Origin of the sequence: Rhodoferax sp. (assembly GCF_023701345.1) — a bacterium.
Taxonomy (GTDB): domain Bacteria; phylum Pseudomonadota; class Gammaproteobacteria; order Burkholderiales; family Burkholderiaceae_C; genus Rhodoferax.
Map to the genome: position 1 here is coordinate 1 of NZ_JAMPXE010000008.1, position 25,571 is coordinate 25,571.

27 protein-coding genes are annotated in these 25,571 nt (G+C 60.3%); 13 read left to right on the forward strand and 14 right to left on the reverse strand.

Going from position 1 to position 25,571, the window contains the following annotated elements:
* Positions 1-125: 125 nt before the first annotated feature.
* Positions 126-545, forward strand: a complete 420-nt coding sequence (locus tag NDI87_RS02130) for an acyl-CoA thioesterase (RefSeq protein ID WP_296273152.1) — start codon at positions 126-128, stop codon at positions 543-545.
* Positions 546-572: 27 nt separating this feature from the next.
* Here NDI87_RS02130 and NDI87_RS02135 read toward each other — a convergent pair whose 3' ends face one another.
* The gene (locus NDI87_RS02135) at positions 573-932 is read right to left on the reverse strand and encodes a DUF2934 domain-containing protein (protein WP_296273153.1); all 360 of its coding nucleotides are present in this window, start codon (positions 930-932) and stop codon (positions 573-575) included.
* Positions 933-1,017: 85 nt separating this feature from the next.
* Positions 1,018-1,572 (reverse strand): helix-turn-helix transcriptional regulator, encoded by a 555-nt coding sequence (locus tag NDI87_RS02140; RefSeq protein ID WP_296273154.1) that lies wholly within the window; start codon positions 1,570-1,572, stop codon positions 1,018-1,020.
* Between the two features lie 114 nt (positions 1,573-1,686).
* Between NDI87_RS02140 and NDI87_RS02145 the strand changes: the two genes are divergently transcribed.
* Together NDI87_RS02145 and NDI87_RS02150 are read left to right on the forward strand one after the other, a co-directional pair.
* Positions 1,687-2,403 carry a CoA transferase subunit A gene (locus NDI87_RS02145; protein WP_296273155.1) on the forward strand — a complete coding sequence of 239 codons (717 nt, stop codon included), beginning with the start codon at positions 1,687-1,689 and terminating at the stop codon, positions 2,401-2,403.
* Positions 2,404-2,405: 2 nt separating this feature from the next.
* Positions 2,406-3,044 (forward strand): 3-oxoacid CoA-transferase subunit B, encoded by a 639-nt coding sequence (locus NDI87_RS02150; protein WP_296273156.1) that lies wholly within the window; start codon positions 2,406-2,408, stop codon positions 3,042-3,044.
* On the opposite strand, the gene NDI87_RS02155 is transcribed toward NDI87_RS02150, so the two are convergent.
* Genes NDI87_RS02155 through NDI87_RS02165 form a run of 3 tightly spaced genes read right to left on the reverse strand, consistent with a single transcriptional unit; the run spans position 3,045 to position 7,832 of the window.
* Positions 3,045-4,478 carry an MATE family efflux transporter gene (locus tag NDI87_RS02155; protein ID WP_296273157.1) on the reverse strand — a complete coding sequence of 478 codons (1,434 nt, stop codon included), beginning with the start codon at positions 4,476-4,478 and terminating at the stop codon, positions 3,045-3,047. It lies immediately after the preceding gene.
* Positions 4,479-4,527: 49 nt separating this feature from the next.
* On the reverse strand, positions 4,528-6,432 hold the full coding sequence (mutL, locus tag NDI87_RS02160; RefSeq protein ID WP_296273158.1) for a DNA mismatch repair endonuclease MutL: 1,905 nt from the start codon (positions 6,430-6,432) through the stop codon (positions 4,528-4,530).
* Positions 6,433-6,491: 59 nt separating this feature from the next.
* Positions 6,492-7,832 carry an anaerobic C4-dicarboxylate transporter gene (locus NDI87_RS02165; protein ID WP_296273159.1) on the reverse strand — a complete coding sequence of 447 codons (1,341 nt, stop codon included), beginning with the start codon at positions 7,830-7,832 and terminating at the stop codon, positions 6,492-6,494.
* A gap of 188 nt (positions 7,833-8,020) precedes the next feature.
* On the opposite strand from NDI87_RS02165, the gene NDI87_RS02170 reads away from it, so the two are divergent.
* Positions 8,021-8,662 carry a VTT domain-containing protein gene (locus NDI87_RS02170; RefSeq protein ID WP_296273160.1) on the forward strand — a complete coding sequence of 214 codons (642 nt, stop codon included), beginning with the start codon at positions 8,021-8,023 and terminating at the stop codon, positions 8,660-8,662.
* Positions 8,663-8,669: 7 nt separating this feature from the next.
* Here the strand turns inward: NDI87_RS02170 and NDI87_RS02175 are convergent, their stop codons facing one another.
* From NDI87_RS02175 to NDI87_RS02195, 5 genes are all read right to left on the reverse strand, one after another.
* Positions 8,670-9,899, reverse strand: coding sequence for an ROK family transcriptional regulator (locus NDI87_RS02175; RefSeq protein WP_296273161.1), 1,230 nt, complete (start codon positions 9,897-9,899; stop codon positions 8,670-8,672).
* The gene (locus tag NDI87_RS02180; RefSeq protein ID WP_296273162.1) at positions 9,896-10,348 is read right to left on the reverse strand and encodes an RbsD/FucU domain-containing protein; all 453 of its coding nucleotides are present in this window, start codon (positions 10,346-10,348) and stop codon (positions 9,896-9,898) included. Before NDI87_RS02180 ends, NDI87_RS02175 begins: the two co-directional genes overlap by 4 nt.
* Entirely contained in the window at positions 10,341-11,138 is a 798-nt protein-coding gene (locus NDI87_RS02185; RefSeq protein WP_296273163.1) for an ATP-binding cassette domain-containing protein, read from the reverse strand. The genes NDI87_RS02180 and NDI87_RS02185 overlap by 8 nt, the downstream gene beginning before the upstream one ends.
* Entirely contained in the window at positions 11,138-12,097 is a 960-nt protein-coding gene (locus tag NDI87_RS02190) for an ABC transporter permease (protein WP_296273164.1), read from the reverse strand. The genes NDI87_RS02185 and NDI87_RS02190 overlap by 1 nt, the downstream gene beginning before the upstream one ends.
* Before the next feature lie 71 nt (positions 12,098-12,168).
* Positions 12,169-13,155 (reverse strand): sugar ABC transporter substrate-binding protein, encoded by a 987-nt coding sequence (locus NDI87_RS02195; RefSeq protein ID WP_296273165.1) that lies wholly within the window; start codon positions 13,153-13,155, stop codon positions 12,169-12,171.
* A 169-nt stretch (positions 13,156-13,324) separates the two neighbouring features.
* Between NDI87_RS02195 and NDI87_RS02200 the strand changes: the two genes are divergently transcribed.
* Together NDI87_RS02200 and NDI87_RS02205 are read left to right on the forward strand one after the other, a co-directional pair.
* Positions 13,325-14,317 carry a PfkB family carbohydrate kinase gene (locus NDI87_RS02200; RefSeq protein ID WP_296273195.1) on the forward strand — a complete coding sequence of 331 codons (993 nt, stop codon included), beginning with the start codon at positions 13,325-13,327 and terminating at the stop codon, positions 14,315-14,317.
* Positions 14,318-14,342: 25 nt separating this feature from the next.
* Positions 14,343-14,975 (forward strand): nucleoside/nucleotide kinase family protein, encoded by a 633-nt coding sequence (locus NDI87_RS02205; protein ID WP_296273166.1) that lies wholly within the window; start codon positions 14,343-14,345, stop codon positions 14,973-14,975.
* Between the two features lies 1 nt (position 14,976).
* On the opposite strand, the gene NDI87_RS02210 is transcribed toward NDI87_RS02205, so the two are convergent.
* Complete coding sequence (locus tag NDI87_RS02210) at positions 14,977-16,314, reverse strand: N-acetylmuramoyl-L-alanine amidase (RefSeq protein WP_296273167.1); 1,338 nt, start codon at positions 16,312-16,314, stop codon at positions 14,977-14,979.
* Positions 16,311-16,805 carry a tRNA (adenosine(37)-N6)-threonylcarbamoyltransferase complex ATPase subunit type 1 TsaE gene (gene tsaE / locus NDI87_RS02215; protein ID WP_296273196.1) on the reverse strand — a complete coding sequence of 165 codons (495 nt, stop codon included), beginning with the start codon at positions 16,803-16,805 and terminating at the stop codon, positions 16,311-16,313. Before tsaE ends, NDI87_RS02210 begins: the two co-directional genes overlap by 4 nt.
* 12 nt (positions 16,806-16,817) lie before the next feature.
* On the opposite strand from tsaE, the gene queG reads away from it, so the two are divergent.
* Positions 16,818-17,903, forward strand: a complete 1,086-nt coding sequence (gene queG / locus NDI87_RS02220) for a tRNA epoxyqueuosine(34) reductase QueG (RefSeq protein ID WP_296273168.1) — start codon at positions 16,818-16,820, stop codon at positions 17,901-17,903.
* A gap of 366 nt (positions 17,904-18,269) precedes the next feature.
* Here the strand turns inward: queG and NDI87_RS02225 are convergent, their stop codons facing one another.
* On the reverse strand, positions 18,270-19,184 hold the full coding sequence (locus NDI87_RS02225) for an AEC family transporter (protein ID WP_296273169.1): 915 nt from the start codon (positions 19,182-19,184) through the stop codon (positions 18,270-18,272).
* A 99-nt stretch (positions 19,185-19,283) separates the two neighbouring features.
* Between NDI87_RS02225 and xerD the strand changes: the two genes are divergently transcribed.
* Complete coding sequence (gene xerD / locus NDI87_RS02230; RefSeq protein WP_296273170.1) at positions 19,284-20,231, forward strand: site-specific tyrosine recombinase XerD; 948 nt, start codon at positions 19,284-19,286, stop codon at positions 20,229-20,231.
* A 14-nt stretch (positions 20,232-20,245) separates the two neighbouring features.
* On the opposite strand, the gene NDI87_RS02235 is transcribed toward xerD, so the two are convergent.
* Positions 20,246-21,058, reverse strand: a complete 813-nt coding sequence (locus NDI87_RS02235; RefSeq protein WP_296273171.1) for a ferritin-like domain-containing protein — start codon at positions 21,056-21,058, stop codon at positions 20,246-20,248.
* Between the two features lie 84 nt (positions 21,059-21,142).
* Here NDI87_RS02235 and NDI87_RS02240 point away from each other — a divergent pair, with 84 nt between their 5' ends.
* The 5 genes from NDI87_RS02240 (at position 21,143) to pyrH (ending at position 25,525) form a co-directional block, all read left to right on the forward strand.
* Positions 21,143-21,667 (forward strand): gamma carbonic anhydrase family protein, encoded by a 525-nt coding sequence (locus NDI87_RS02240; RefSeq protein ID WP_296273172.1) that lies wholly within the window; start codon positions 21,143-21,145, stop codon positions 21,665-21,667.
* Positions 21,668-21,817: 150 nt separating this feature from the next.
* On the forward strand, positions 21,818-22,801 hold the full coding sequence (locus NDI87_RS02245; protein ID WP_296273173.1) for an Hsp33 family molecular chaperone HslO: 984 nt from the start codon (positions 21,818-21,820) through the stop codon (positions 22,799-22,801).
* A gap of 186 nt (positions 22,802-22,987) precedes the next feature.
* A complete protein-coding gene (gene rpsB / locus NDI87_RS02250) occupies positions 22,988-23,740 on the forward strand; it encodes a 30S ribosomal protein S2 (RefSeq protein ID WP_296273174.1) in 753 nt (250 codons plus the stop codon).
* 89 nt (positions 23,741-23,829) lie between these two features.
* Entirely contained in the window at positions 23,830-24,753 is a 924-nt protein-coding gene (gene tsf, locus NDI87_RS02255) for a translation elongation factor Ts (RefSeq protein ID WP_296273175.1), read from the forward strand.
* Positions 24,754-24,802: 49 nt separating this feature from the next.
* Complete coding sequence (pyrH, locus tag NDI87_RS02260; protein WP_296273176.1) at positions 24,803-25,525, forward strand: UMP kinase; 723 nt, start codon at positions 24,803-24,805, stop codon at positions 25,523-25,525.
* Positions 25,526-25,571 lie beyond the last annotated feature (46 nt).

The following is a 25,571-nucleotide window of genomic DNA, read 5'->3' on the forward strand; positions in this document are numbered from 1 at the left end:
CGCCGCTCGGTGTTCACCCGCCATGGCGCGGCGCTGCTGGTGATGGAAGTGTTTGCCGCCCCCGCGCGTAGCTGGCGTTGGCCGGAGGATGCAACGTTGAAAAATATCAAACGAAGGAGATCGCGATGAAATATGACATTCCAGAACAAAAAAAGCTGGTGTTCGAGATGGTGATTCCGATCCGCTGGGGCGACATGGACGCCATGGGCCATGTCAACAACACCACCTATTTTCGCTATCTGGAGACCTGTCGTATCGACTGGATGCGGGCCACGGGTGGCATGCCCAATCCGATCGGAGAAGGGCCGGTGATTGTCAACGCGTTCTGCAATTTTTACAAGCAGCTGGAATACCCTGGCGATGTGTTGATCAAGATGTATGCCAGCGACCCGGGTCGCACCACGTTCGAGACCTGGGCCACCATGGAAATGACCGATCAGCCCGGCGTGATTTACGCTGCGGGCGGGGCCACCACGATCTGGGTGGACTTTCCAAAGCAAAAAGCGATTGATTTACCGGACCGAATACGCGCCCTGGTCTCGTGAGGTCGCAAGCCGACAGGCTTGAGGCGCTTATTTGGAAAAATGCCCTGACGCAATCAGGCGATCCACCTCGCGCTCGGCCATGGCCCAGTCATCGGCAGGGTTGCCGGGCGCGAAGCCGCGCCGTTGCGCCACATAAAAAGCGGCCACTTCGATGTAGTGGTGACGCTGCTCGGCACTCACGGCGGGTCGCGTGGCAGCTGTTGTGGCGCTCGTTTTGGCCGGGACCGATTTTTTGACCGGCGCTTTTTTGACGGCAGCCTTGGGTACGGCGCTTGTTTCTGTCGTTGACACCGAGAGAGCCTTTTTGGCAGCTGTTTTTGGCTTGGGCGAGACTGCTGTGGTGAATGTGCCTGTTTTGGCGGCGCTTGATTTTTTTGCGGTAACCATGGTTTTTCCTTGGGTTGGAGCTTGTGACGAAATTAGCACCTGCCGCCAGATCTGCTGGTTTCGGTCGACCCGGTGCAGCATCAGGTTAGCCGGACATCAACTTGTGCACCAGGTCACCGGTATTGGAGGCCTTGTATTTTCGCATCAGTCGGGCGCGGTAAATTTCGACGGTACGGTGGCTGATCGCAAGCGCTCGGCCAATCTCTTTGCTGGTCTGTCCATCCATCAGCAAGGCCGCCACTTCACGTTCGCGGGCTGTCAGTTCGGCCTTGACCGGGCGCCTGGCACTCAAGTCATTAAAAGTCCAGATGCCGGCTTCATGCGGCGCCGCCTGATTGAAGGCGTGGCCGGTGACGTGGCACCAGAAGGTTTCACCCTTGAAGCGGCCTTCCACCCGTTTCATGATGCGGTCATCTGCATAGGTGCCGTTGCGGTTGAGCAGCGGTTCGATGCGCTGGCCGGTGCGCTCGAACTCTAGGGCGCTGGGGTAGAGTATCTGGAAAGACTGGCCAATGAGTTGATCGGGTGCGGCACCAAACATCTCGCACAGGTGCCGGTTGCAGTCCACCATGATGCGGTTGCGCGACAGGGCAAGCCCCACAGGGGCCATCTCGAAAGCGAGCCGGTAATTGATATCCATGGTCTCGAAAGCAGCTTGTTAGGGTTTGTACGTTAAGAAAAACTACGTATTTTGTTAAGTAGTATCGTACAGTTTCTAAATAGTTCAGGACAGACATTCATTGGAGATTTCAAAGTGAACAAAATATATCCCTCCGCAGCGCTGGCGCTGAAAGACATTGTCACGGACGGCCAGTTGCTGGCCGTGGGTGGTTTTGGTCTGTGCGGCATCCCCGAAGCCCTGATTGACGCCCTGCGTGATACCGGAGTCCGTGACCTGACAGTGATCTCAAACAATGCCGGCGTGGATGGTTTTGGTCTGGGCAAGTTGCTGGAAACGCGTCAGATCAGCAAGATGATCTCCAGTTATGTGGGCGAAAACAAGGAGTTCGAACGCCAGTACCTGGCCGGTGAGTTGCAACTGGAATTCACGCCCCAGGGCACGCTGGCCGAAAAACTGCGCGCTGGTGGCGCCGGCATTCCGGCGTTTTACGTGCGCACGGGCGTGGGCACACTGGTGGCCGAGGGCAAGGAGAGCCGGGTTTTCGACGGCCATGTGCATATTCTGGAACAGTCCCTGGTGCCCGATGTGTCACTGGTGAAAGCCTGGAAAGCCGACAAGAGCGGCAATTTGTTGTTCCGTCGTACCGCGCGCAACTTCAACCCGGCGGTGGCCATGGCCGGCAAGATCACCGTGGTGGAAGTGGAAGAAATTGTGGAAACCGGCACTTTCGATCCCGACAGCGTGCACTTGCCCGGCATTTACGTGAACCGCATTGTGCTCAATGCCAACCCTGAGAAGCGCATTGAAAAACGCACCATTACCGAAAAAACCAATAAAGAAGGAGTTTGATCATGGCTTGGACACACGACGAAATGGCCGCTTTGGCGGCCAAGGAATTGCACGACGGTTTTTATGTGAACCTGGGCATTGGCCTGCCCACGCTGGTCGCCAATTTTGTCTCGCCCGACATCGAGGTCTGGCTGCAAAGTGAAAACGGCATGCTGGGCATTGGCCCGTTTCCCACTGACGATGAAGTGGATGCCGATCTGATTAACGCTGGCAAGCAAACCGTCACCACCATCCCGGGCTCCAGCATCTTTGGCAGCCACGACAGCTTTGCCATGATTCGCGGCGGCAAGATCAACCTGAGCATTTTGGGTGCCATGCAGGTTAGCGAAACCGGCGACCTGGCCAACTGGATGATTCCGGGCAAGATGGTCAAGGGCATGGGCGGTGCCATGGACCTGGTGGGCGGCGTGAAAAGTGTGGTGGTGCTGATGGAGCACGTGGCCAAAAAGAAAGACGGCACGATTGACCTGAAAATTTTGCCCAACTGCACCTTGCCGCTAACCGGCGTCGGTGTGGTGGACCGCATCATCACCGACCTGGCTGTGATGGATGTCACGCCGCACGGACTCAAGGTGGTCGCACGCGCCCCGGGTGTGAGCATGGAAGAGTTGCAGTCCAAGACGGGCGTAACCTTGCACTGATCATTCGACGCGACCCGGCTCGAATGAATGCCTGGTCAGTCTGCTGCGCGCCACATGGCGCAGCAACGCGGTGAGCCCCAGTGCGGCAATCGTCAGCCCCAGCACCAGCGCAATCCAGAAGCCCTGTGCGGCCATCGCTTGTGCCGGTGCCCACGGTGCCCAGGCCGGCGCCAGCCCCAGGATGTAGCCCAGCGGCAGCGAAAACACCCAAAATGCGGTCAGGTGGATCACCATGGGTGAGCGGGTGACCTTGTAGCCGCGAATGGCGCAACTGGTGACCACCTGGGTGGCATCCGAGAGCTGGAACAGGGCGGCCAGCATCAGCAGCTGCGCGGTGAGCGCAATCACGGCCGCATCACTGGTGTAGGCCCGGGCAATCTGCTGGCTCAAGAGTGCCATCAGCGTGGCCGACATCACCGCAAAACCCAGACCCAGTGCCACGCCCACCCAGGCTTGGTAACGTGCCAGCACCGGGTCTCCGGCCCCCAGCGACTGGCCGACACGGGTCAGCAACGCCAGCCCCAGGCTGAGCGGGACCATGAAGACCAGTGACGTGAAATTGAGGGCAATCTGGTGTGCCGCCATTTGGGTGCTGCCAAATTCGGCAATCAGCAGGGCAATCAGGCTGAAGGCACTGGCCTCGGCAAAGTAGGTCACCCCGATCGGGAGTCCAAGCTTGAGCAGACTTTTGATTTGTGGCCAGTGCGGTGACTCAAAGTGTGCAAATGGCCAACTTGCGCGGTACACCGGCGAACGCCGCATCCACCATAGCAAGGCCAGCAAATTGAAGGCCACCGAGATCAGCGTGGCCCAGGCACAACCCAGTCCGCCCAGCCGGGGAAAACCAAGCAGGCCAAAGACCAGCAGGCTGTTGACGATGATGTTGAGTCCCAGCGACAGCAGCGCAATCACCATCAGCGGCTTGGTCTGGTTGATGCTGGTGCTGTAACCATAAAGCGCCCGATAGCAGGCAAAAAGCGGCATGGCGATGCTGGTGATGCGCACAAAACCAAGCGCCAGATCACGCACATAGGGTTCCAGCGTCATGTGCTCAAACAGCAGGGCGGCCAGGTTTGCCATGGCCGCGGCCAGCAGGCCAACGGCCAGTGCTTTCCATAAGGCCTGCCGTACCACATGGGGGACGCGTGTCAGATCACCCGAACCCACCTGATGAGCCACCACCGGGTTGATGGCCATCATCACCCCCATCATGCTGATGATGAGCATGTTCCAGATCGACACGCCCAGCGACACGCCGGCCAGGTCTTGCGCTGAGGCATGGCCGGCCATGGCCACCTCGACCACCGCCATGCCCACGTAGGCCAGTTGTCCCACCAGAATCGGCCAGGCCAGCAGCCACAGGCCCCGCAGTTCGGTGTTGAGCCGGTTGCGCTGCGCCGGGTGGTGCACGAGTTGTTTGAGAGAAGTTAGCAAAATAGTGAGTTGCTGTGCAAGCGAGACAAAGATCAGATGCTGGTTTTTATTAACGTCCGCGCATGAACAGCGCATCGAGCTCACGCAGGCTGACCGGTCGCCAGGTGGGCCGGCCATGGTTGCACTGGTCACTGCGTTCGGTGGCTTCCATCTGGCGCAAGAGCGCGTCCATCTCTTCCAGCGCCAATTGCCGGTTGGCACGCACGGCACCGTGGCAGGCCATGGTGCCAAGCAACTCGTCGTGGGCGCGTTGCACCACGGTGCTGGTCTCATGCTGGCTCAGTTCGGCCAGTACGCTGCGTGCCAGTTCCACCGCATCGCCTTGCGCCAATGTGCTCGGCACCGCCCGCACCGCCAGTGTTTTTTCCGAGAACGGCGTGATGTCAAGCCCCAGCAGGTGCAGCGTGGCGGCGTTGGCTTCTGCCGTGGCAACTTCGAGCGGTGTCGCGGCAAAAGTGGCCGGAATCAGCAGCGGCTGGCTGGGCAGGCTGGAGGCGCCCTGCGTCTGCGACCATTGCGCCTTGAGCCGCTCGTAGACGATGCGTTCATGGGCGGCGTGCATGTCGACAATCACCAGGCCCTGGGCATTTTCAGCCAGGATGTAGATCCCCTTGAGCTGCGCCAGAGCCCTTCCCAGTGGCCAGTCGCCGACGGGCAGGGGCGCTGCAGCCGGAGGCGGTGGTGCAGCCCACGGCGCCCCCATGTCGCTCACCCGGAGACCCATCGGGGTTTCAAAATGCATCGCTGCCTGAGCGTATGAAAAATGGGGCGGCGCACTGACGGGCCTGCCGGCTTCCGTCGGTAGCACCTGGCCCCAATCGCTGACTTGGGCAGTCGGTGCAGATGGATGAACCACCGTGTTGGGCGCATCCAGCGTCACATGGCCCCCACGCGGTGCCGCCAGCGCACTTTCAACCGCATGGCGCACCGCCTGATGCACTTCGCGGCTGTCGCGAAAGCGCACCTCGATCTTGGTCGGGTGCACGTTGACATCGACCCGGGTCGGGTCCAGTTCGATATACAGTGCATAAACTGGCTGGCGCTGGCCGTGCAGCACGTCTTCATAGGCGCTGCGGGCGGCGTGGGTGATGACCTTGTCGCGCACGAAACGGCCGTTCACATAACAGAACTGCTGGTCGCCACGCGCTCGCGCGGCGTCGGGGATGCCGGCACGGCCCCAGACCTTGATCACCGGGGCGTAGTCAGGGCGGCCCGGTGTGACGCTGGTCGAAAAGTCGACCCATACCGAGCGCTCGACAAAGTCGCTGCCCAGCACATCAGCCAGCCGCTGCTCCAGCGCGGGCAGGCTGTTTACCTCGCCGCAGCGCCGCCATTGCTCCACCAGCTTGCCCTCATGCCAGATGGCAAAACCGACATCGGGCCGCGCCAGCGCGTGGCGGCGTACCGCCTCGACACAATGTGCCAGCTCGGTGGCATCGGTTTTCAGGAACTTGCGCCGGGCGGGGGTGCTGAAAAACAGTTCCTTGACCTCGACGGTGGTACCCGTGCTGCGCGCCACCGGCGTGATCTCGCCGGTCTGGCCTTCCAGCAGGTAGGCGTGAGGCTGGCCGTTCACCCGGGACAGCAGGGCGCAGTCGGCAATGGCATTGATGGCGGCCAGCGCCTCGCCGCGAAAGCCCATGGTGCCGACCGATTCCAGGTCGGCCAGACTGCCAATCTTGCTGGTGGCGTGGCGCTTGAGCGCCATCGGCAGTTCTTCGGGCAGAATGCCCGAGCCGTCGTCTTCGACGCTGATCAGGCGCACGCCGCCGGCCAGCAGCCGCAGCGTGACCTGGCTGGCCCCGGCGTCGAGCGCGTTGTCCACCAGTTCGCGTACCACCGAGGCGGGCCGCTCCACCACTTCACCGGCGGCAATCTGGCTGATCAGTGTGTCGGGCAGTTCACGGATGGGGCGGCGCAGACTATTTATAAGAGGTGTTGTATCAATGTTCACCCGGACATTTTAGGTGTCCGGGTGGCGGACAAACTGTGTTGATTGCCCATTTCCAATGCTTAAATCAAGCCGCTCGCCGATGCCAGCAGGTAGCCCATCAGGCACGAGGTGGCGACACCGATGAGCCCGGGGATGATGAAGCTGTGGTTGATCACATACTTGCCGATGCGGGTGGTGCCCGAACGGTCAAACTGGATGGCCGCCAGGTCGCTGGGGTAGGTGGGCAAGATGTAATAGCCATAGGAGGCTGCGGCAAACGCCACAATGTAGCCGGGCGGCACGCCAATGGCCAGACCCACCGGCACCATGGCGCTGATGGCTGCTGCTTGCGAATTCACCAGCTTGGATACCAGCAGCAGGGCGATGGCATAGGTCCAGGGTTGGGTCTGGACCAGTTCAGAGAGCGCAGCTTTCAACTCGGGCAGGTGGGATTCGAACACGGTGTCGGCCATCCAGGCGATACCAAACACCGCCACCACGGCGATCATGCCGGCCCGAAAGACCTCGGTCTTGCCAATGGTCGAAGGATCGGTTTTGGTGAACATGATCATCAGGGCGCCTGCCAGCAACATGAACATCTGGATGGTGAGCACCATTGACAAGGGCTTGCCGTCAAAAGCTGGACGCAGGCTGGGGTAGGCTCCCAAAAAGGCCACCAAGGCAATCGCACCGAGGAAAATCCACATGGCAATCCACTGGTCTTTGCTCAGCGTTTTTCCCATCAGCGTCGTGCTGTCACCGTAGACGATCTGACGTTGTTCCGGATCGGCAATGCGTTTTTGGAATTCAACATCCTGGTCCAGGTCTTTGCCGCGGAACCAACTAAAGATGCCGATGATCAGCACGCCGGCCAAGGTGGACGGAATGGTGATGGACAGCACCTGAATGAAATCGATCACATGACCATCCACCGGTGCCTTGGCCAAAAACGCCACCAGTGACACCACGGCCACCGACACCGGACTGGCCAGAATACCCATCTGGCTTGAAATGGACGATGCTGCCATGGGCCGCTCCGGGCGGATGTTGTTTTTGATGGCAATGTCGTAAATGATCGGCAACATGGTGTACACGACGTGGCCGGTGCCGCACAAAATGGTCAGGAAACAGGTCACGAACGGGGCCAGGATCGAGATGTATCTGGGGTTGCGCCGCAGCACCTTTTCAGCGCCCTTGAGCATCACCTCCAGGCCGCCCGAAGCCTGTAGCGTGGCAGATGCCGCTACCACGGCGATGATGGTCAGCATCACATCGACCGGTGGCTTGCCAGGTTTGAGTCCGAAAACAAAGGTCATGATGACAATGCCGATGCCACCCAGCAGCCCCAACGCCACGCCGCCCTTTCTGGCGCCATAAAACAGGCAAACCAGAATCACAATCAGTTGCAGAAATATGTCCATTTACAGCTCCTTCAAAGAAGTCCCTAATGTAGTGATGATTAGGGTAAACCCTTGGTTTTGATATGAGCTTTGCTTGATTTGAATCAATCAAGCCTCACTATTTGTAATACTTTGTTCATTATTCGGGCTGTGCTGCATTGCGCGTGCCGGCTGGGGCAGGGGCAGACTTGCCGGGGATAATCGAAGCCATGGAAATCATCTCTTTTCTTCTTGACTTCATCCTCCACGTGGACAAACACTTGGAGGCGTTCGTGCAAAGCTACGGCGTGTGGGTGTATGCGCTGCTGTTCTTGATCATCTTTGTCGAGACCGGCGTCGTTGTGATGCCTTTTTTGCCGGGCGACTCGCTGCTGTTTGTGGTGGGGGCCATGTGTGGCGTTGGGCTAATGAGCTACCCACTCTCAGTGGGTTTGTTGTTTGCTGCGGCCGTGCTGGGCAACCAGTCCAACTACACCATCGGGAATTACTTCGGACCCAAGGTGTTTGGCTGGGAAGACTCGCGCTGGTTCAACAAGAAGGCGTTTAACCAGGCGCACGCCTTTTATGAAAAATATGGCGGCATCACCATTGTGGCGGCGCGTTTCATGCCTTTTCTGCGCACCTTTGCGCCGTTTGTTGCGGGGGTCGCTCAGATGACACGCAGCCGGTTTACGTTTTTTGATGTGCTGGGAGGGGCGCTTTGGGTGGGTGGCATCATCACCGTGGGCTATTTCTTTGGCAACATTCCCTGGGTCAAGCTGCACTTGGACAAGATCATCTGGGCGATGATTCTGGTGCCGGGTTTGGTGGTGCTTTATGGTGCCTGGAGAGGGCACAAAAAGACGGCCTGATTCGAGCTCAGGCGCCCGTTTTCAGAAACAGCTCCTGATCCGGCGCAAAGTTGGCATGCAGCGGCATCAGCGCGCCGCCCAGCGCCCGGGCGTCCGGGCCAACATGGCCGGCAATCACATTGGCTTGCCAAATGCCTTCCCAGTTGTAGCGTTTGAGGGCTTCCCGGGTTTCTTCGATCAACAGCGTCAGCAAGGGGCGGCAGAATGATCCATCGATCACGACGGCTTCAATGTCCAGGAACGCGGTGCCACTCACGACTGCATGTGCCAGCGCGTTGGCGGCCTGTTTGACCCAGGCGCGGGTTTCCGGCGCAAAGGGTGCCGTCAACGCACGTTCGTCGTAAGCGGCATGCGGGTCGAGACCCCTGGTCATCAAGCGTTGCTCAAGTTCCCAGAGCGATGCATGGTGAATCAGTTGCGTCGGTGCCGTGTTGCCTTGCGCCAGACTGGAGGGCAGGGAAGCCACGGCGCCTGCATTGCCATGGACGCCGCCGTGCAAATGCGAGTTGATGACCAGGCCACCGCCGACGAAGGTGTCGACAAACAGGTACAAAAAATTCTTCAGGTCACGTCCGCGCCCCACCACCAGTTCGGCGACACAGGCCGCCGAGGTGTCTTTGGCAAAGCCGACGGGCACGTCCGTCATGGTCTGCACCTGGACACGCAGGTCGATCTGGTTCCAGGCTTCGGATTGGGCCTCCGACAGGCCCAGCATCTTATGCCAGCCGCCGAGTTGAAAGGGGGCTGCCACGCCGACGCCGACCAGACGGTCTTTCAGGTCGCCAAGCTGATCACGCATGGCGTTCAGTCGCTGGTTGATGTCGGGTAGCAGGGTGCCGGCATCCGGAAACACGTAGTCCAGGCTTTGGCGCTGGCGCACCTGACCACAGAAGTCCACCAGCAACCAGTCGGCGCTGCGTCGACCGATTTTGATGCCAATGGCAAACGCACCGTCAGGATTGAGTGACAGTGGCACGGAAGGCTGACCGATGCGCCCGCGCACCCGGTCCTGTTTGAGAACCAGACCGTCTTCTTCCAACCGCGTGGTGATCAGCCCGATGGTTTGTGCTGTCAGGCCGGTCAGGCGAGCCAGATCGGCTTTGGGCAGGCTGCCGTTGAGGCGGATGGCCTGCAGCACCACCCGTTCATTGAACTGGCGCATGCCCACGTGGTTGGAGCCACGCGGGCGCAACAGCGAGGGGCTTGCAACCGGTGGAGCAGGGCGGGAGGGCGTCATGGACGCAGATTTTCGCCGATGACACCCTTGCGCAATATAAAGTTGCCAAAGGGCTGCTTTTCCCCCGTGACCACGATGGCATAGGCGGCGCGGGCACGGTCGTAAAACGCAAAGCGCTCGACCGGCTCTGCACTTTGACCGGGCAACATTACTGGCGTGAGGTGCGCGATGACCTCATGCTGCAAGGCCGAGCGGAAACTGTCAGCTTCGCCACTCACCGCCATGAAGGCCACCGGATACGCCACGTCTGCCGCCAGCGGCAGCAGTGAACTGACCGCTTGCACCGCTTGCAGCATCGGGACGCCGGGCAACCGGATCACCGGTTTGCCGGCGGCAATGCTCTGGGCGGTGAAGTTGGCATCGCTCAGCACGAGTGCGTCGTCGTGACCCATTTCCATCATGATCTTGAGCAGCTCGGGCGTGAGCAGGGGGTTGATTCCTTTAAGCATGGGCGTCGGCGGGGAGTTCGTCCACCGTCTTGGCGCCGGTCATTACCGCCACGGTATCGCTCATGCTGATGGTCCTGGGGTTGACCACGGCGGCCCGTTTGCCGAGACGCTGGATGTGGATGCGGTCGGCCACTTCGAATACATGGGGCATGTTGTGGCTGATCAGGATGACGGGCAAGCCCTTGTCGCGCACCCGGCGGATCAGCTCCAGCACCATGTTGCCCTCCTTCACACCGAGGGCCGCGGTGGGCTCGTCCATGATCACCACATGCTGGGCAAAGGCGGCGGCGCGGGCCACGGCCACGCACTGGCGCTGGCCGCCCGACAGGGTTTCCACCGCCTGGGTCATGGAGCGAATGCCGACCTTGAGTTCCTGCATGCGGGCAATCGCCTGCGCCAGCATTTCCTTTTTGTCCAGCAGGCGCAGCAGTTGGCCAATAAAGCCGGGCTTGAGCAGTTCACGGCCCAGGAACAGGTTTTCGGCAATGCTCATGGCCGGGGCCACGGCCAGATCCTGGTACACGGTTTCAATGCCGGCGCGGCGGGCGTCGATGGGCGACTTGAAGCGCACCGGCTTGCCGTCCAGCAGCAGTTCGCCTTCATCGGGTACGGTGGCCCCGGACAGTGCCTTGATCAGGGACGACTTGCCGGCCCCGTTGTCGCCAATGATGGCCATGATTTCACCGGCTCGCAGCTCGAAGTCGGTGCCGTCCAGTGCCGTGACCTGGCCATAGCGCTTGACGATGCCTTTGGCCTGCATGATGAGGTTTTGATCGGTTGAGGTGTTCATCAACGTGCTCCCTTGCGAGACATCTGGTCGGCAGCGACTGCCAGAATCACCAGAATGCCGGTAATCAATGTCTGGTAAACCGAGGCCACGCCCATCAGGGTCAGGCCGTTGCGGAACACGCCCACAATCACGGCGCCCACCAGCGATCCCAAAATAATGCCGCGGCCGCCAAACAGGCTGGTGCCACCCAGCACCACGGCAGTGATGGCATCGAGGTTTTCAGTCTGCCCGGCATTGGGGTCGCCGACACCCGTGCGTGAGACCGAGAGTAGGGCGGCGATGCCGTAAAAAAGACCGGCCAGTGCGTAAACAAACAGCAGCACACGGTCGACGTTGATGCCGGTCAGGCGCGCCGCTTCGGGGTTGTTGCCCACCGCATACAAATGGCGGCCGGGCGCGGTGTCGCGCAGCACAAACCAGGCCAGTGCGTACAGCAGCAGCATGGTCACCGTGCCCAGGCTGACCTCGGTGTTGCCCAAGTTGAAAGTCTCCCCCAGCGCGGTCATGGCATTGGGCAGATTGGTGATGGTTTGCGACTCCGAGTAAATCTGGGTGATGGCAAAGGCAATGTTCAGCGTGCCCAACGTCACGATGAACGGCGGCAGCTTGATGCGTGTCACCAACAGGCCGTTGATCAGGCCAAAGCCGGTGGTGACCGCCAGTCCGCAGAGGATGGCTGCATAGGGATCAATGCCGTAATTGACCGCAAACTTGGTCATGACGACGCCACCGAGGGCCATCACCATGCCGCACGACAGGTCAATGCCCGCGGTCAAAATAATCAGCGACTGGCCAATCGCCAGCACACCCACCACCATCACTTGCTGCAGCACCAGGGACAGGTTGCCGCCGCTCAGGAAACGGTCTGACTGGGTGGCAAAAAACAGGCAGGTCACGCCCAGGGCGATCCAGGGGCCCAGGACCCCCCAGGGAATATTACGCTTCTGCGTTGTGGTCATCATGGACTCCGATTTAAAGTAAATTCATGGCCCGGTTGTCAGAGACGTTGACCGGGCAGTTTTGGGTCCGTTTACTTGGTGCCCCAGCACAGGTCCATGCCGACCTTGGTGTCCATGCTGTCCACACCGGCGACGGCCTTGGACGCGATCAGCGTGACGCCAGTATCAATATAGCCCGAGGCTTTCTTGCCAGATTTCGCATATTCGATACCTGCAGCGACGCCCATTGAAGCCATCTTCAGCGGGTATTGCTGCGAGGTGGCAGTGATGATGCCGGCCGCCGTGTCCTTGATGCCTTGGCAACCACCGTCCACCGACACGATGATCACGCCTTTTTCCTTGCCGGCTTTCTTCAGCGCGTTGTAGGCACCGGCAGCGGCTGGCTCATTGATGGTGTAGACCACATTGATGTCAGGGTTCTTTTGCAGGCAGTTTTCCATGGCGGTCTGGCCTTTGGCCTGGTTGCCATCGGTGTCGCCAGCGCAGACGGTCTCGGGGGTGCTGGAGAGCTCGTTGGACTTGGCGTCAAAGGCTTTCAGGCCGAAGCCGGCCATGAAACCGTTGTGGCGTTGCGCGCCCACCGGGTGACCGGGGAACAGGTCGAGCATGGCAATCTTGGCGGGCTTGTTGCCCAGGGCGGCCTTGGCGTATTGGCCAATCAGCACCCCGGCCTTGTAGTTGTCGGTGGCAAACAGGGCATCCGCGCCTTCAAACGGGCTGTCCAGCGCAATCACTTGCACGCCTTTGGCCTGTACTTTTTTTACCGTCGGGATGATGGCATCGCCGGTGGAGGTGATCAGGATGGTTTTGGCACCGGCAGCGGCCATGTTTTCAAGCGCGGTGATCTGGCTGGCGGTATCGCCGTCTTTTTTGCCGGCGGCGCTCATCAGCTTGGCGCCCGCTTTTTTGGCCTCGGCCTGTGCGCCTTCCTTCATCTTGACGAAGAAGGGGTTGGTGTCGGTCTTGGTGATCAGGCCGATGATGGGTTCGTTGGCGGCAAAGACCGCGCTGGTTGCCAGAGTCAGGGTGCTCAGCAGCAGGGTGGTTGACAATTTCATTCGGAGACTCCTCGTTGGTTTGACCCTTGCGGGTGGTGGTTCGATCGTTGGCAGGTGGGTGCATCATGCGGCCTGCGGGAAATTACGCTTGTTAACTTGGCGTGGCTGAACTATAGTGGCAGAATAGTTATTAAATCAAGTTGTTTTAGTTATGGAAAACCCTAATATGATGCAAATAAATTCTTCAGTTCAAGTCGCCACTGCTGGTGAGGCCTTGATTGACTTCATTGCCCATGCCGATGGCCGTTTTGGGCCTTGTCTGGGTGGTGCGGTCTACAACCTCTCGCGTGCCATTGCGCGCCAGGGTGTGCCCACGCTTTACCTGAATCCGCTGTCGCGCGACCGTTTTGGCCGCCGCTTGGCGCAGGGTATGTTGGACGATGGGGTGTATCTGGCTGTCCCTGAGGCCGTGGTCGAGGTGACCTCCCTGGCGGTGGTGAATGTCGATGAACAGGGCCATCCAGACTATGCGTTTTACCGGGAGGGCGTGGCCGACCGCGCCACCTCGGCTGTTGCCTTGACGCAAGCCTGCCGGTCGCTTGACAACCTGTCACTGGTGTGCACCGGCGCGCTGGCCTTGTCGCCTGACGATGGCGATATCTATCTGCCTTGGCTGGCGGCCCAGCGCCAGGCCGGTCGCACCGTGGTGATTGACGCCAACCTGCGTCCCTCGGTCATGCCGGATCTTGAAAAATACCGCCGCCATGTGCTGACCGCGCTGCAATACGCCGATGTCATCAAGGCCAGCGACGAAGACCTGGTTTGCCTGGCACTGCCGGGGGACGACGCCCTGGCCCAGGCGCAGCACTTGTTGCAAAGAAGCCGTGCCGGCGTCATGGCGCTGACCCTGGGCCCGAAGGGGGCGGTTTTGCTGACGCGCCATGGCCAGGTGTTCGCGGCGCGCGAGCTGGAACCGATTGTGGTGGTGGACACGGTGGGCGCAGGTGACTGCTTTCTGGCGGGTCTGGTGGTGGCCATGCTGGCTCACAAACTGCCATCGGACTGGGGCCGCGGTGCAGTGTCCGAAGAGGTGGCCAAACAATTGTTGACCAGCGCCATCGCCAGCGCCAGCCTGTGCGTGATGCGCCGTGGTTGCGTGCCGCCGACACGCGCAGAAGTGCTGGCGCGGCTGGTACAAGTGCCTTATTCCTTTACCCGCTGAGCTGCCGATGGAAACGTCTGAAGCCATGTCTTCAACGCACCAGTTGCCCGCCCTTTGTCAGCAGCGCATCGCGCAGTTGCTGGCCTCCGGGGAGCGCAAAATCCTGGGTCTGGTGGCACCGCCGGGGGCCGGCAAATCCACCCTGGCCGCGGCCCTGATGGCGCATCATCCCCAGCATGTGCAAGGGGTGCCGATGGATGGCTTTCACTTGGCCAACAGTGAACTGGCGCGTCTGGGACGCAAAGAGCGCAAGGGCGCCCCCGATACCTTTGATGCCGCAGGTTTTGTGAATTTGCTGCGCCGCCTCAAGAACCAGTCAAGCTCGGAGACCATTTATGTCCCCGAGTTCAGACGCGATATCGAGGAGGGCATCGCCGGTGCCATCGCCATTGGGTCAGACACGTCCCTGGTCATCACGGAAGGCAATTATCTGCTGCTCGATGAGCAACCCTGGGCCCAGGTGCGCGAGGTGGTGGATGAAATCTGGTATCTGGACGTGCCGGACGAGCTGCGCCTGGAGCGCCTGCTGGCACGGCATATGCGGTTTGGCCGCAGCCTTGAAGAGGCGCAAGCCTGGATCGCCAGCACCGACGAGCCCAACGCCGTGCGGATTGCCGCGACGCGTCAACATGCAGACGTTTGTGTGCCGTGGGTCTGAATCAGGTTGACCGATTGCGTGCCAGCGGCGGGTTTTTGGAGAAATAGGCTTCAATGCCGCGCATCAGGGCATCTGCCAACTGCTCCTGGTAGGCATCGCTGTTGAGTTTGGCTTCTTCATCGGGGTTGCTGATAAAGGCGGCTTCGACCAGCACACTGGGAATATCGGGTGCCTTGAGCACGGCAAAGCCGGCCTGTTCAACGCGTGGCTTGTGCAGCTTGCCGACACGGCCAATCTCCCTCAGCATGGCGCCGCCCAACTGCAGGCTGTCCTTGATCTGGGCTGCGGTACTCATGTCGAGCAGGGCGCGCCTGACCTGGACATCTCGGGCCTTGACGTTGAGGCCGCCAATCACATCGGCCTTGTTTTCCTTGGCCGCCATCCAGCGCGCGGCGCTGCTGGAGGCGCCATCCTGGCTCAGGGCAAAGACGCTGGCGCCCTGGGGACGCGGCGTAAAAAAGGCATCGGCATGCAGGCTGATGAAGAGATCGGCCTGGACCCGGCGCGCTTTGTCGACCCGGGTGTGCAGCGGCACGAAAAAATCGGCATCACGCGTTAAAAAAGCCCGCATCGGATTGCCATTGCTGGAGGCGGCGTTGATGCGCTCGCGCAGGCGGTGGGCCAGGCGCAATACCACGTCTTTTTCCTGGGTGCCGCCGGGGCCGATGGCGCCGGGGTCTTCGCCGCCGTGACCGGCATCGAGCGCAATGATGATCAGCCGGTCGGTGGCTGCCGGGACGGGTGCGCGCATGCTTTGAGGGGGCAGTCGTTTGACTTCTTTCTGCGGCACGGGCGCTTCCGGCGGGTGCACCTGTGATTTTTGTGCAATCAATTCGCCCAGCGGGTCAGCCGCTGACGGTGTTGTGCTACGCGTGCTGGTGCTTTCCATGAGACGCTCGGCAATCAGGGCTTCCAGCGGATCAGCCACTTGCGTCGGGTACAAATCAAACACCAGCCGGTGCTGGTAGGCGGCGACAGGCGTCAACGTGAACACCTGCGGCGCAATGGGCTGTTTGAGGTCGAACACCAGGCGCACCACACCGGGGCCAAACTGGCCGATGCGAATGCCGGAAATGGTGGGGTCGTTGGGGCCCACCTTGGCGACCAGTTCCCGCAGCGCCGGATTCAGGTCGATGCCTTGCACATCCACAGCCAGTCGCGGCGGGTTGGGCACAAAAGTCTGGTTGAAACTCAGGCTGGCGTCGGACTCGATGGTAACGCGCGAGTAGTCGGGTGCCGGCCACACCCGCACCGCCACGATGGTGGCGCCGCGGGCCAGATGCTGTGCCCCCAGCACCAGCACCAGCGTACCCGACTGCAACAGATGGCGGCGTTTCATGGGCACACTCTATCAAGGCTGGCGGCATCGAGGCAACGCAGCAGGGAGGCACCCAGCTTTGTGTGCGCCGTCAGGCTCACCCGGCGCGATGCGTCATCATCCACTTCGAGACGGACCACCAGGTCGGCCAGCGGCACGCAGCCGGCGGCCTTTTCGGGCCATTCGGCCAGTTTCAGGCCGGAGCTGGCAAAGATGTCGCGAAAGCCGGCATCAAGCCATTCGCGCGGGTCGCTGAACCGGTAAAAGTCGAAGTGCCAGACATGGAGGTCAGGCAGTTCATAGGGCTCCACCACGGCGTAAGTCGGGCTTTTGATGCGTCCCTGCACTCCCAGTGCCCGCAGCAGATGCCGCACCAGCGTGGTCTTGCCCGCGCCCAGATCACCTTGCAGTTCAATGTAGGCCAGGCGCAGTTCCGGCACTTCCGCCAGCGCGCGGGCAAATTTTTCGGTGGCGGCTTCATCGCGCCACAGCAGGGTTTTTACAATGGGCAGGTGATCAACACCATGCAGCAACTCAACGGCAGTCAATGGGTCTCCAGAATTCAGGATTGGGGGCGGGCATTGGGATTTTCACAAATTGGCGTCGCAGGCGTCGATTTAACGGATGCAGAACCCGGATTATCGGCATGGCTGGCCGCTGGTTTCCATGGTGACATGTTTTACATGGCGTCACATGGCCTCAAGCGCGCGCGTCCGGCCGAGCTGGTGCCGGGCACTGTGCGCGTGATCACCGCGCGCATGGATTACCTGCCCGCCAGCACACCCGAGGGCTGGCAGGCGCTGGAGTTCGACCGGCTCAAGCAGCCGACAGAGGCCATTGTCTCGGTCTATGCCCGTGGCCGCGACTACCACAAGGTGATGCGCCAGCGCCTGCAAAAGTTGAGCGACCAGATCACCGCTGCGCTGGGGCCGCTGGGCTACCGGGTGTTCACCGATTCGGCCCCGGTGCTGGAGGCCGAGCTGGCCAGTTTGAGCGGCCTGGGATGGCGCGGCAAACACACCTTGCTGCTGAGTCGCGAGGCGGGCTCGACGTTTTTTCTGGGCGAGATTTTTGTCGACATGGCCTTGCCAGTGACCGAGCCCGTGGCCAACCACTGCGGCAGTTGCAGCGCCTGCATGGACATCTGTCCGACCCGGGCCATCGTGGCCCCGTACCGGCTCGATGCCCGGCGCTGCATCTCCTACCTGACGATCGAACACGCCGGGCCGATCCCGCTGGAACTGCGCCCCTTGATGGGCAACCGCATTTACGGTTGCGACGATTGTCAGTTGATTTGTCCCTGGAACAAGTTTGCCAAGCGCAGTGCCTTGCCCGACTTTGATGCCCGCGCCGGGTTGGCAGGCAGCCAGCTTATTGAGCTGTTTGGCTGGACCGAAGAGACGTTTTTGCGTTTCACCGAAGGCAGCCCGATCCGGCGCATTGGCCATGAACGCTGGTTGCGCAACATTGCGGTGGCACTTGGCAATGCGCTGCGTGTTGCTGATGCGGAGTCAGCCAGGCCTTTGGTGGCCGCGCTTGCGTCGCGTGCCGAGCATCCCAGTGCTTTGGTGCGTGAGCACGTGGCGTGGGCTTTGGATCAGAAAAAGTAACTGCAGGTTCGCCTTACCCACGCAGCGGCTGGCTTTGGCGGCTTCCTCATACTGGGGTACCAGAAATCGTCAGCCCCCAAAGCCAGCCACTGCACTAGCGCGCGTGAAGTGACTATGAAAGGTTTACTGTGGTCACGCCCAAACCTCAAAAAGAAACGGTATTTGTCTGTAAAAAGCCTCCGCAAATCACCACATCGCGTGGTAACCGGCAGGGGTGGTCACCGATTTCTGGTACCCCAGTATGAGGTGGCCGCCCCTGCCGGTTGCCGCGCGAAGCAAATCACCGCAGTTCGATCTCGGCAAGATGAGGTCACCGCGCGAAGCAAATCACCGCCGTTGGAATGCGGCAAAAAGAAGACGCGTTAATTAAATCAACGCCCTCAAAACCCCCAGCGCTAAAGGCAAACTCAGCATGCCAAGCACGGTGGACACGGTCACCAAGGCCGCCACATAGGCGCCGTCATACCCCATGCGTGCCGCCAAAACATAACAGCTTGACGCCGTGGGCAGGGCCGAGAACATCAGCAAAATGGTGGCCTGCACCGGGTTGAGCTGAAACACCAGGCACACCGCCAAGGCCAACAGCGGCATCAGCAAATGGCGGATCAACAACACCGCCAGCCCCAGCAATTTGGCATGGTTCAGGGCGCTCAGTTGCATACCGGCACCCGCGGCCATCAAGCCGAGCGCCAGCGACGCTCCGCCAATGCGGGTCACGGTGGGTTCGGCCCAGCCCGGAATGGACAAACCGGCCAGGTTGGCCGCCAGGCCGCTGGCGGTGCCGATGATCAGCGGGTTGCGCACCAATTCGCCCAGAAAACCGCGTTTGGCGTGGCGCGCCATCGGCCACACCGCGCCGATATTCATCAGCGGCACACTGACGCCAATGACCAGCGCAATCGCCAGCAGGCCCGGGGGGCCGGCCAGCCGCTCGGCCAGCGCCAGGCCGATGAAAGAGTTGAACCGGAAGGCAATTTGTGCACTGGCGGCGTGCTGGCGTGCAGCCACATGACCTTTGAGTCCCGGCCAGTAAGGCACCGAGTAGGCCATGGCAATACCGCCCAGTCCCAGAGCCCAGCCGGCCCCCACCAGGTTGCTGGCCGCACTGATGTCGAGCGGGCTTTTCAGGATGGAATGAAACAGCAGCACCGGGAAGAACAAAAAATACACCAGTTGTTCCACTTGCGTCCACACGGCACGGTTCAAAGGCGTGAAGCGGCAGATCAGGTAGCCGATCAGAATCAGCGAGAAATCAGGAAAGAGGAGTTGGGCGTAGTTCACGCCCTGAGAATAGCAGGCCCACCGCGTCAAAATCGTCGATAACACCCACAGCGGTCAGCTCGGCATAAGATCAGCGCTCTTCTGTTTGCACCCCAAGCCATGCCCCAGTCTCAGCCCACTGCCAATTCGGAGGTTTCGGTCGCCAAAAAAGCGCCCGACCCGGTGATCGACACCTTCATCGATGCCCTGTGGCTCGAAGAAGGCTTGTCCAGCAACACGCTCGCAGCTTACCGGCGTGACCTCACGCTGTTTGGCACCTGGCTGGCCGGGCAGGGGAGTTGTTTGCTGGATGGCACCGAGTTGCTGCTCAACAGTTACTTTGCCGACCAGCATGCCAGCACTAAAGCCACCACCGCCAACCGTCGCCTGACGGTGTTCAAGCGCTTTTACCGCTGGGCCTTGCGCGAACGACTGCTGGGCGCCGATCCCACGTTGAAGCTGCAGGCCGCCAAGCAGCCGTTGCGCATGCCCAAAACCTTGACCGAGTCGCAGGTGGAGGCCTTGTTGAACGCGCCGGATACAGCCGAAGCTTTGGGCATGCGTGACCGCACCATGCTGGAACTGATGTACGCCAGCGGCCTGCGGGTCAGTGAATTGGTGGGCCTGAAGGTGTTCAATGTGAGCCTGAACGACAACGTGCTGCGGGTGTTTGGCAAGGGCAACAAGGAACGTCTGGTGCCGTTTGGCGAGGTGGCCAGCCTATGGCTGAAACGCTACCTGGCCCAGCCTCGGGGCGAGCTGTTGGCGGGTCATGCCAGCGAGGCTTTGTTTGTGACCCAGCGCGGCAGCACGCCGGGCACCGCCATGAGCCGGGTCATGTTCTGGATGATTGTCAAAAAATACGCGCTGCTGGCCGGCATTACCGCACCGCTGTCACCGCACACGCTGCGCCATGCCTTTGCCACCCATTTGCTCAACCATGGCGCTGACCTGCGGGCGGTGCAGTTGCTGCTCGGTCATGTTGACATTTCAACCACCACCATTTACACCCATGTGGCCCGGGAACGCCTGAAAACCCTGCATGCCCAGCACCATCCGCGCGGTTGAATGCGCGTCTGGACTCACGCGGTGGTGACACTGGTTGGCACCTGCAGGGCCGAGAGTTCGGCTTCGGTAAAGCCGGCGGCACGGCGTGCCGTCAGGTTGAACGGGCCTTTGAGTTGCGGTGCCTGGTAGCGCTGTGCCAGCGCCGCATAGGTGCTGACCGGGTCGAGTTGGCGCGCATCGCAGAGGTAACGGTACCAGCGGTTGCCGATGGCCACATGGCCGATCTCGTCACGCAAAATCACGTCCAGAATTTTGGCCGCCGCCAGATCGCCCACCGACACCAGCCGGTTGCGCACTGCCGGCGTGGCGTCCAGGCCGCGCGCTTCGAGCGTGCGCGGCACCAGCGCCAGTCGGGCCAGTACATCACTTTTGGTGCGCTCGGCCATGTCCCACAAGCCGTCATGGGCGGGAAAGTCGCCATAGGCAAAGCCCATCTGGATCAGGTGAGCGTTCAGCAATTCAAAATGCAGGGCTTCCTCCTGCGCCACCCGCCACCAGTCCCGGTAAAAGTCGGTGGGCATGCCGGCAAAGCGCCACACCATGTCGAGCGCCAGGTTGATGGCATTGGCTTCGATATGGGTCAGGGCGTGGATCAGCCCGGCGCGGCCTTCCAGGGTGCCCACGGCGCGGGTTTTGAGTTGCGCGGGCTGCACCAGCAGCGGGCGCTCGGGTCGTCCGGGTAGCCGGGCTGGTCCTGTGAAGATTTCAGCGGGCTTCAGCGTGCACCGGGCGGCATCGAGCCCGCGCACCTGGGCCGCTTTGTCTTGGGGCGCGTTGATTTGCAGCAGTCGCAGGCACTCAGCGCGCAAGTCGTTCGAAGGGGGCACGCTGGTGGGGGAGTTTGGGTCAATCGGGTTCATGTGGCGCTGGGTTTCCCTACAATTCTAGGTAAATGAATCCGAAAGAACGCAATGGCAATTTATGAGCTTGAGGGTGTGTCACCGCAAATTGCTGAATCCGCCTGGGTGGCTGACAGCGCCGAGGTGATGGGCGATGTGGTGCTGGGCGAGGAGTCCAGCATCTGGTTTGGCGTGGTGGTACGGGGTGACACCGACAGCATTCGGGTGGGTGCGCGCACCAACATCCAGGACCTGAGTGTGCTGCACGCCGATGTCGGCATGCCGCTCACCATTGGCGCCGGGGTGACGGTGGGTCACAAGGCCATGCTGCACGGTTGCACCATCGGCGATGACAGCCTGATCGGGATTGGCGCGGTGGTGCTCAATGGTGCCAAAATTGGCAAGGGTTGCCTGGTCGGTGCCGGTGCGTTGGTGACCGAAGACAAGGAGTTTCCCGATGGTTCCATGGTCATTGGCAGTCCGGCACGGGTGGTGCGCCAACTCACCCCGGAGCAGTTGCAGGGTTTGCGTTCAAGCGCGCAACATTATGTGGACAATGCCAGGCGCTTCAAAACCAGTTTGCACAAGATCGCCTGATGGCCCGCTCTTGCCTAATCAGTTGGGGTCAGAGCACGTCGCTACGCGAGTGGTCTGACCCGCAAGCTTTTCTAATTAGTTGGGGTCAGAGCACGCCGCTATGTGAGTGGTCTGATCCGCAAGATTATTTAAATAAATTAGGAACGACGTTTGTCTGAAATTCACAAATTTATCTTCGAGGGCCTGCCGGTGCGCGGTGCCGTGGTGCGCCTGACCGATGCCTGGACCGAAATTCTGCGCCGGCGTGCCAGCAATACCACGCATGGTGCCTACCCGCCGCCGGTGCAGGCCCTGCTCGGTGAGATGACGGCGGCTGCCGTGCTGATGCAATCCAATATCAAATTCAACGGTTCGCTGATCGTGCAGGTGTTTGGCGACGGCCCGGTCAAGCTGGCGGTGGTGGAGGTGCAAAGCGATTTTTCCCTGCGCGCGACCGCTACCGTGAACGGCGAAGTCAGCCCGGATGCCTCGCTGAGCCAGATGGTCAATGCGGGCAATGAGGGCCGCTGCGCGATCACACTTGACCCCAAAGACCGTCAGCCTGGTCAGCAACCCTACCAGGGGGTGGTGCCGCTGTTTGGCGACAAACGTGAAAAGCTGGAAAAATTCAGTGATGTGTTGCAGCACTACATGCTGCAAAGTGAACAGTTGGACACCACGCTGGTGCTGGCTGCCGACGACAAGGTGGCCGCCGGTCTGTTGATTCAGCGTTTGCCCATGGCAGGCTCGGGGAATCTGGCCGGCACCGTCAGCCAGGCCGATGAAGACCAGATTGGCCTCAACGAACATTACAATCGCATCGCCCTGCTGGCAGCCAGCCTGAAGCGCGAAGAGTTGTTGACGCTGGATGTTGACACCATCCTGCATCGTCTGTTCTGGGAGGAGCAATTGCTGCGCTTTGAACCCTTGCAAGGCGAGACCGGCCCCCGTTTTGCCTGCTCCTGCAGTCGTGAACGCGTCACCAAAATGATGCAGGACCTGGGGCAGGCTGAGGCTGACAGCCTTTTGCAGGAGCGTGATGTGATCGAAGTGGGCTGTGATTTTTGTGGTTTGCAGTACCGTTTTGACGCGGTCGATGCGGCCCAGATTTTCAAGGCACCTCATCTTCAGGTGCCGCCGTCAACGCTACAGTAAACGGGTCTGGCGGGCCTGCGCAGCAGAAGTCAACACGGGCACGGTGTTATACTCGTTTGGCTTTGCGGCTGGGCTTGTTCAATGAACGTCTGCTGCAGAGTTAATCCGCAAACCAGTTTCATCAAGGTGTTGCCAGTCCCCTGGCAAAACGAACTGGATTTCAGACCTAACCTTTGGAGTATTTTTATGGCAGTTACTATGCGCGAAATGCTGGAAGCCGGTGTCCACTTTGGTCACCAAACCCGCTTCTGGAACCCCAAGATGGCCCCCTTCATTTTTGGCCATCGCAACAAAATCCACATCATCAACCTGGAAAAATCGCTGCCGATGTTCCAGGAAGCCGCCAAGTTTGCCCGTCAGATTTCGGCCAAGCGCGGTACCGTCCTGATGGTCGGCACCAAGCGTCAGGCGCGTGAAACCGTGGCCACTGAAGCGCAGCGCGCCGGTGTCCCCTACGTTGATTCGCGTTGGTTGGGTGGCATGTTGACCAACTTCAAGACGGTCAAAACCTCGATCAAACGTCTGAAGGACATGAAGATCCAGCAGGAAGCCGGCCTTGACAGCATGAGCAAAAAAGAGCAGCTGATGTTTGCCCGTGAGCTCGAGAAACTGGAAAAAGACATTGGCGGTATCCAGGACATGACCACCTTGCCTGATGCCATTTTTGTGATCGACGTGGGATACCACAAGATTGCCATCGCCGAAGCCCGCAAGCTGGGTATTCCGCTGATTGCCGTGGTGGACACCAACCATTCGCCAGAAGGCATCGACTACGTGATCCCCGGCAACGATGACTCTTCCAAGGCTGTGACGCTGTATGCCCGTGGCATTGCCGACGCCATCCTGGAAGGTCGCGCCAATGCGATGGACGATGTGGTCAAGGCAGTTGCTGAAGACAGCGCCGACGAGTTCGTTGAGGTCAATGAGGCTGCTGCCTGATTCTTTGGCGGCCCCAATCCAAAGGGGGGCTTTGTTGCCCCCTTTTTTTAATTTCAATTGATAAACTGAACCGATTTCCGGAGAAAAAAATGGCTGTAATTACCGCAAGCATGGTGGCTGAACTTCGTGGCAAAACCGATGCCCCCATGATGGAGTGCAAACGCGCCCTGACCGAGGCCGAGGGCGACATGGCCAAGGCCGAAGAGTTACTGCGCGTCAAATTGGGCAGCAAGGCGGGCAAGGCGGCCGGCCGGATCACCGCCGAAGGCGTGGTGGTCTACAGTGCGGATGCCGGTGTCGGTGCCCTGCTTGAGGTGAACTGCGAAACCGACTTTGTCACCAAGAACGACAGTTTCCTGGGTCTGGCCAATGCGGCTGCCGCCCTGATTGCCAAGCACAACCCGGCTGATGTGGCCGCCTTGGGCGCCCTGACTTACACGCAGGACGGTTTTGGGCCGACCCTGGAAGACGTGCGCAAGGGTCTGATTGGCAAGATTGGCGAGAACATGAGCTTTCGCCGTTTCCAGCGTTTTGCCAGCGGCAGCAAGCTGGCTTCTTACCTGCACGGCACCCGCATTGGTGTGGTGGTTGAGTTTGAAGGTGACGAAACCGCCGCCAAGGATGTTGCCATGCACATTGCCGCCATGAAGCCCGTGGCCTTGTCGAGCGCTGATGTGCCGGCTGAGTTGGTGGCGCGCGAGCGCTCGGTGGCAGCCGCCAAGGCGGCTGAGGACGCTGCTGTGGCCACAGCGGCCGGCAAGCCTGTGCAGTCCGCAGAAATCGTGGCCAAGCGGATTGAAGGCGGCGTGCAGAAATACCTCAAGGAAGTTTCTTTGCTGAACCAGACGTTTGTCAAGAACGACAAGCAGACGGTCGAGCAAATGCTCAAGGCGACGGCTACCACGGTCAATTCATTCACGCTCTATGTGGTGGGTGAAGGCATTGAGAAAAAGGTGGACGATTTTGCTGCCGAGGTGGCTGCCCAGGTGGCCGCTGCGCAACAGGCTGCCTGATCGGACTCTTGCCGTTTTATTGAATCCCCATAAACCCCAGGAGTTACCCATGTCAGATGTCAAGCCGGCTTACAAGAGAATTTTGCTCAAATTGTCGGGTGAGGCACTGATGGGTGATGACCAGTTTGGCATCAACCGCGACACCATTGTGCGCATGGTCGATGAGATCGTGGGCGTGACGGCGCTGGGTGTCCAGGTCGCCGTGGTCATTGGCGGTGGCAATATTTTCCGGGGTGTGGCGGGTGGCTCGGTCGGCATGGACCGTGCCACGGCCGACTACATGGGCATGCTGGCGACCGTCATGAATTCACTGGCGCTGGGCGACACCATGAACAAGGCCGGCTTGACGGCGCGCGTGATGTCGGCCATTGCCATTGAGCAGGTGGTCGAGCCCTATGTGCGGCCCAAAGCCTTGCAATACCTTGAAGAAGGCAAGGTGGTGATTTTTGCGGCTGGCACCGGTAATCCGTTTTTTACCACCGACACCGCTGCCGCTTTGCGCGGTGCCGAGATTGGCGCCGAGATTGTGCTCAAGGCCACCAAGGTCGACGGCGTTTACAGCGCTGATCCCAACAAAGATGCCGCTGCCACGCGTTACAGCAAGATTTCTTTTGACGACGCCATTTCGCAAAACCTGGGCATCATGGATGCCACGGCTTTTGCCCTGTGCCGCGATCAGAAACTGCCGGTCAAGGTGTTCTCGATTTTCAAGCACGGCGCGCTCAAGCGCGTGGTGCTGGGCGAAGACGAGGGCACCCTGGTTTACGCCTGAGCGTGTCGGTATTGACGGCCACAGCCAATCGTTTTTTGTTTTGAAC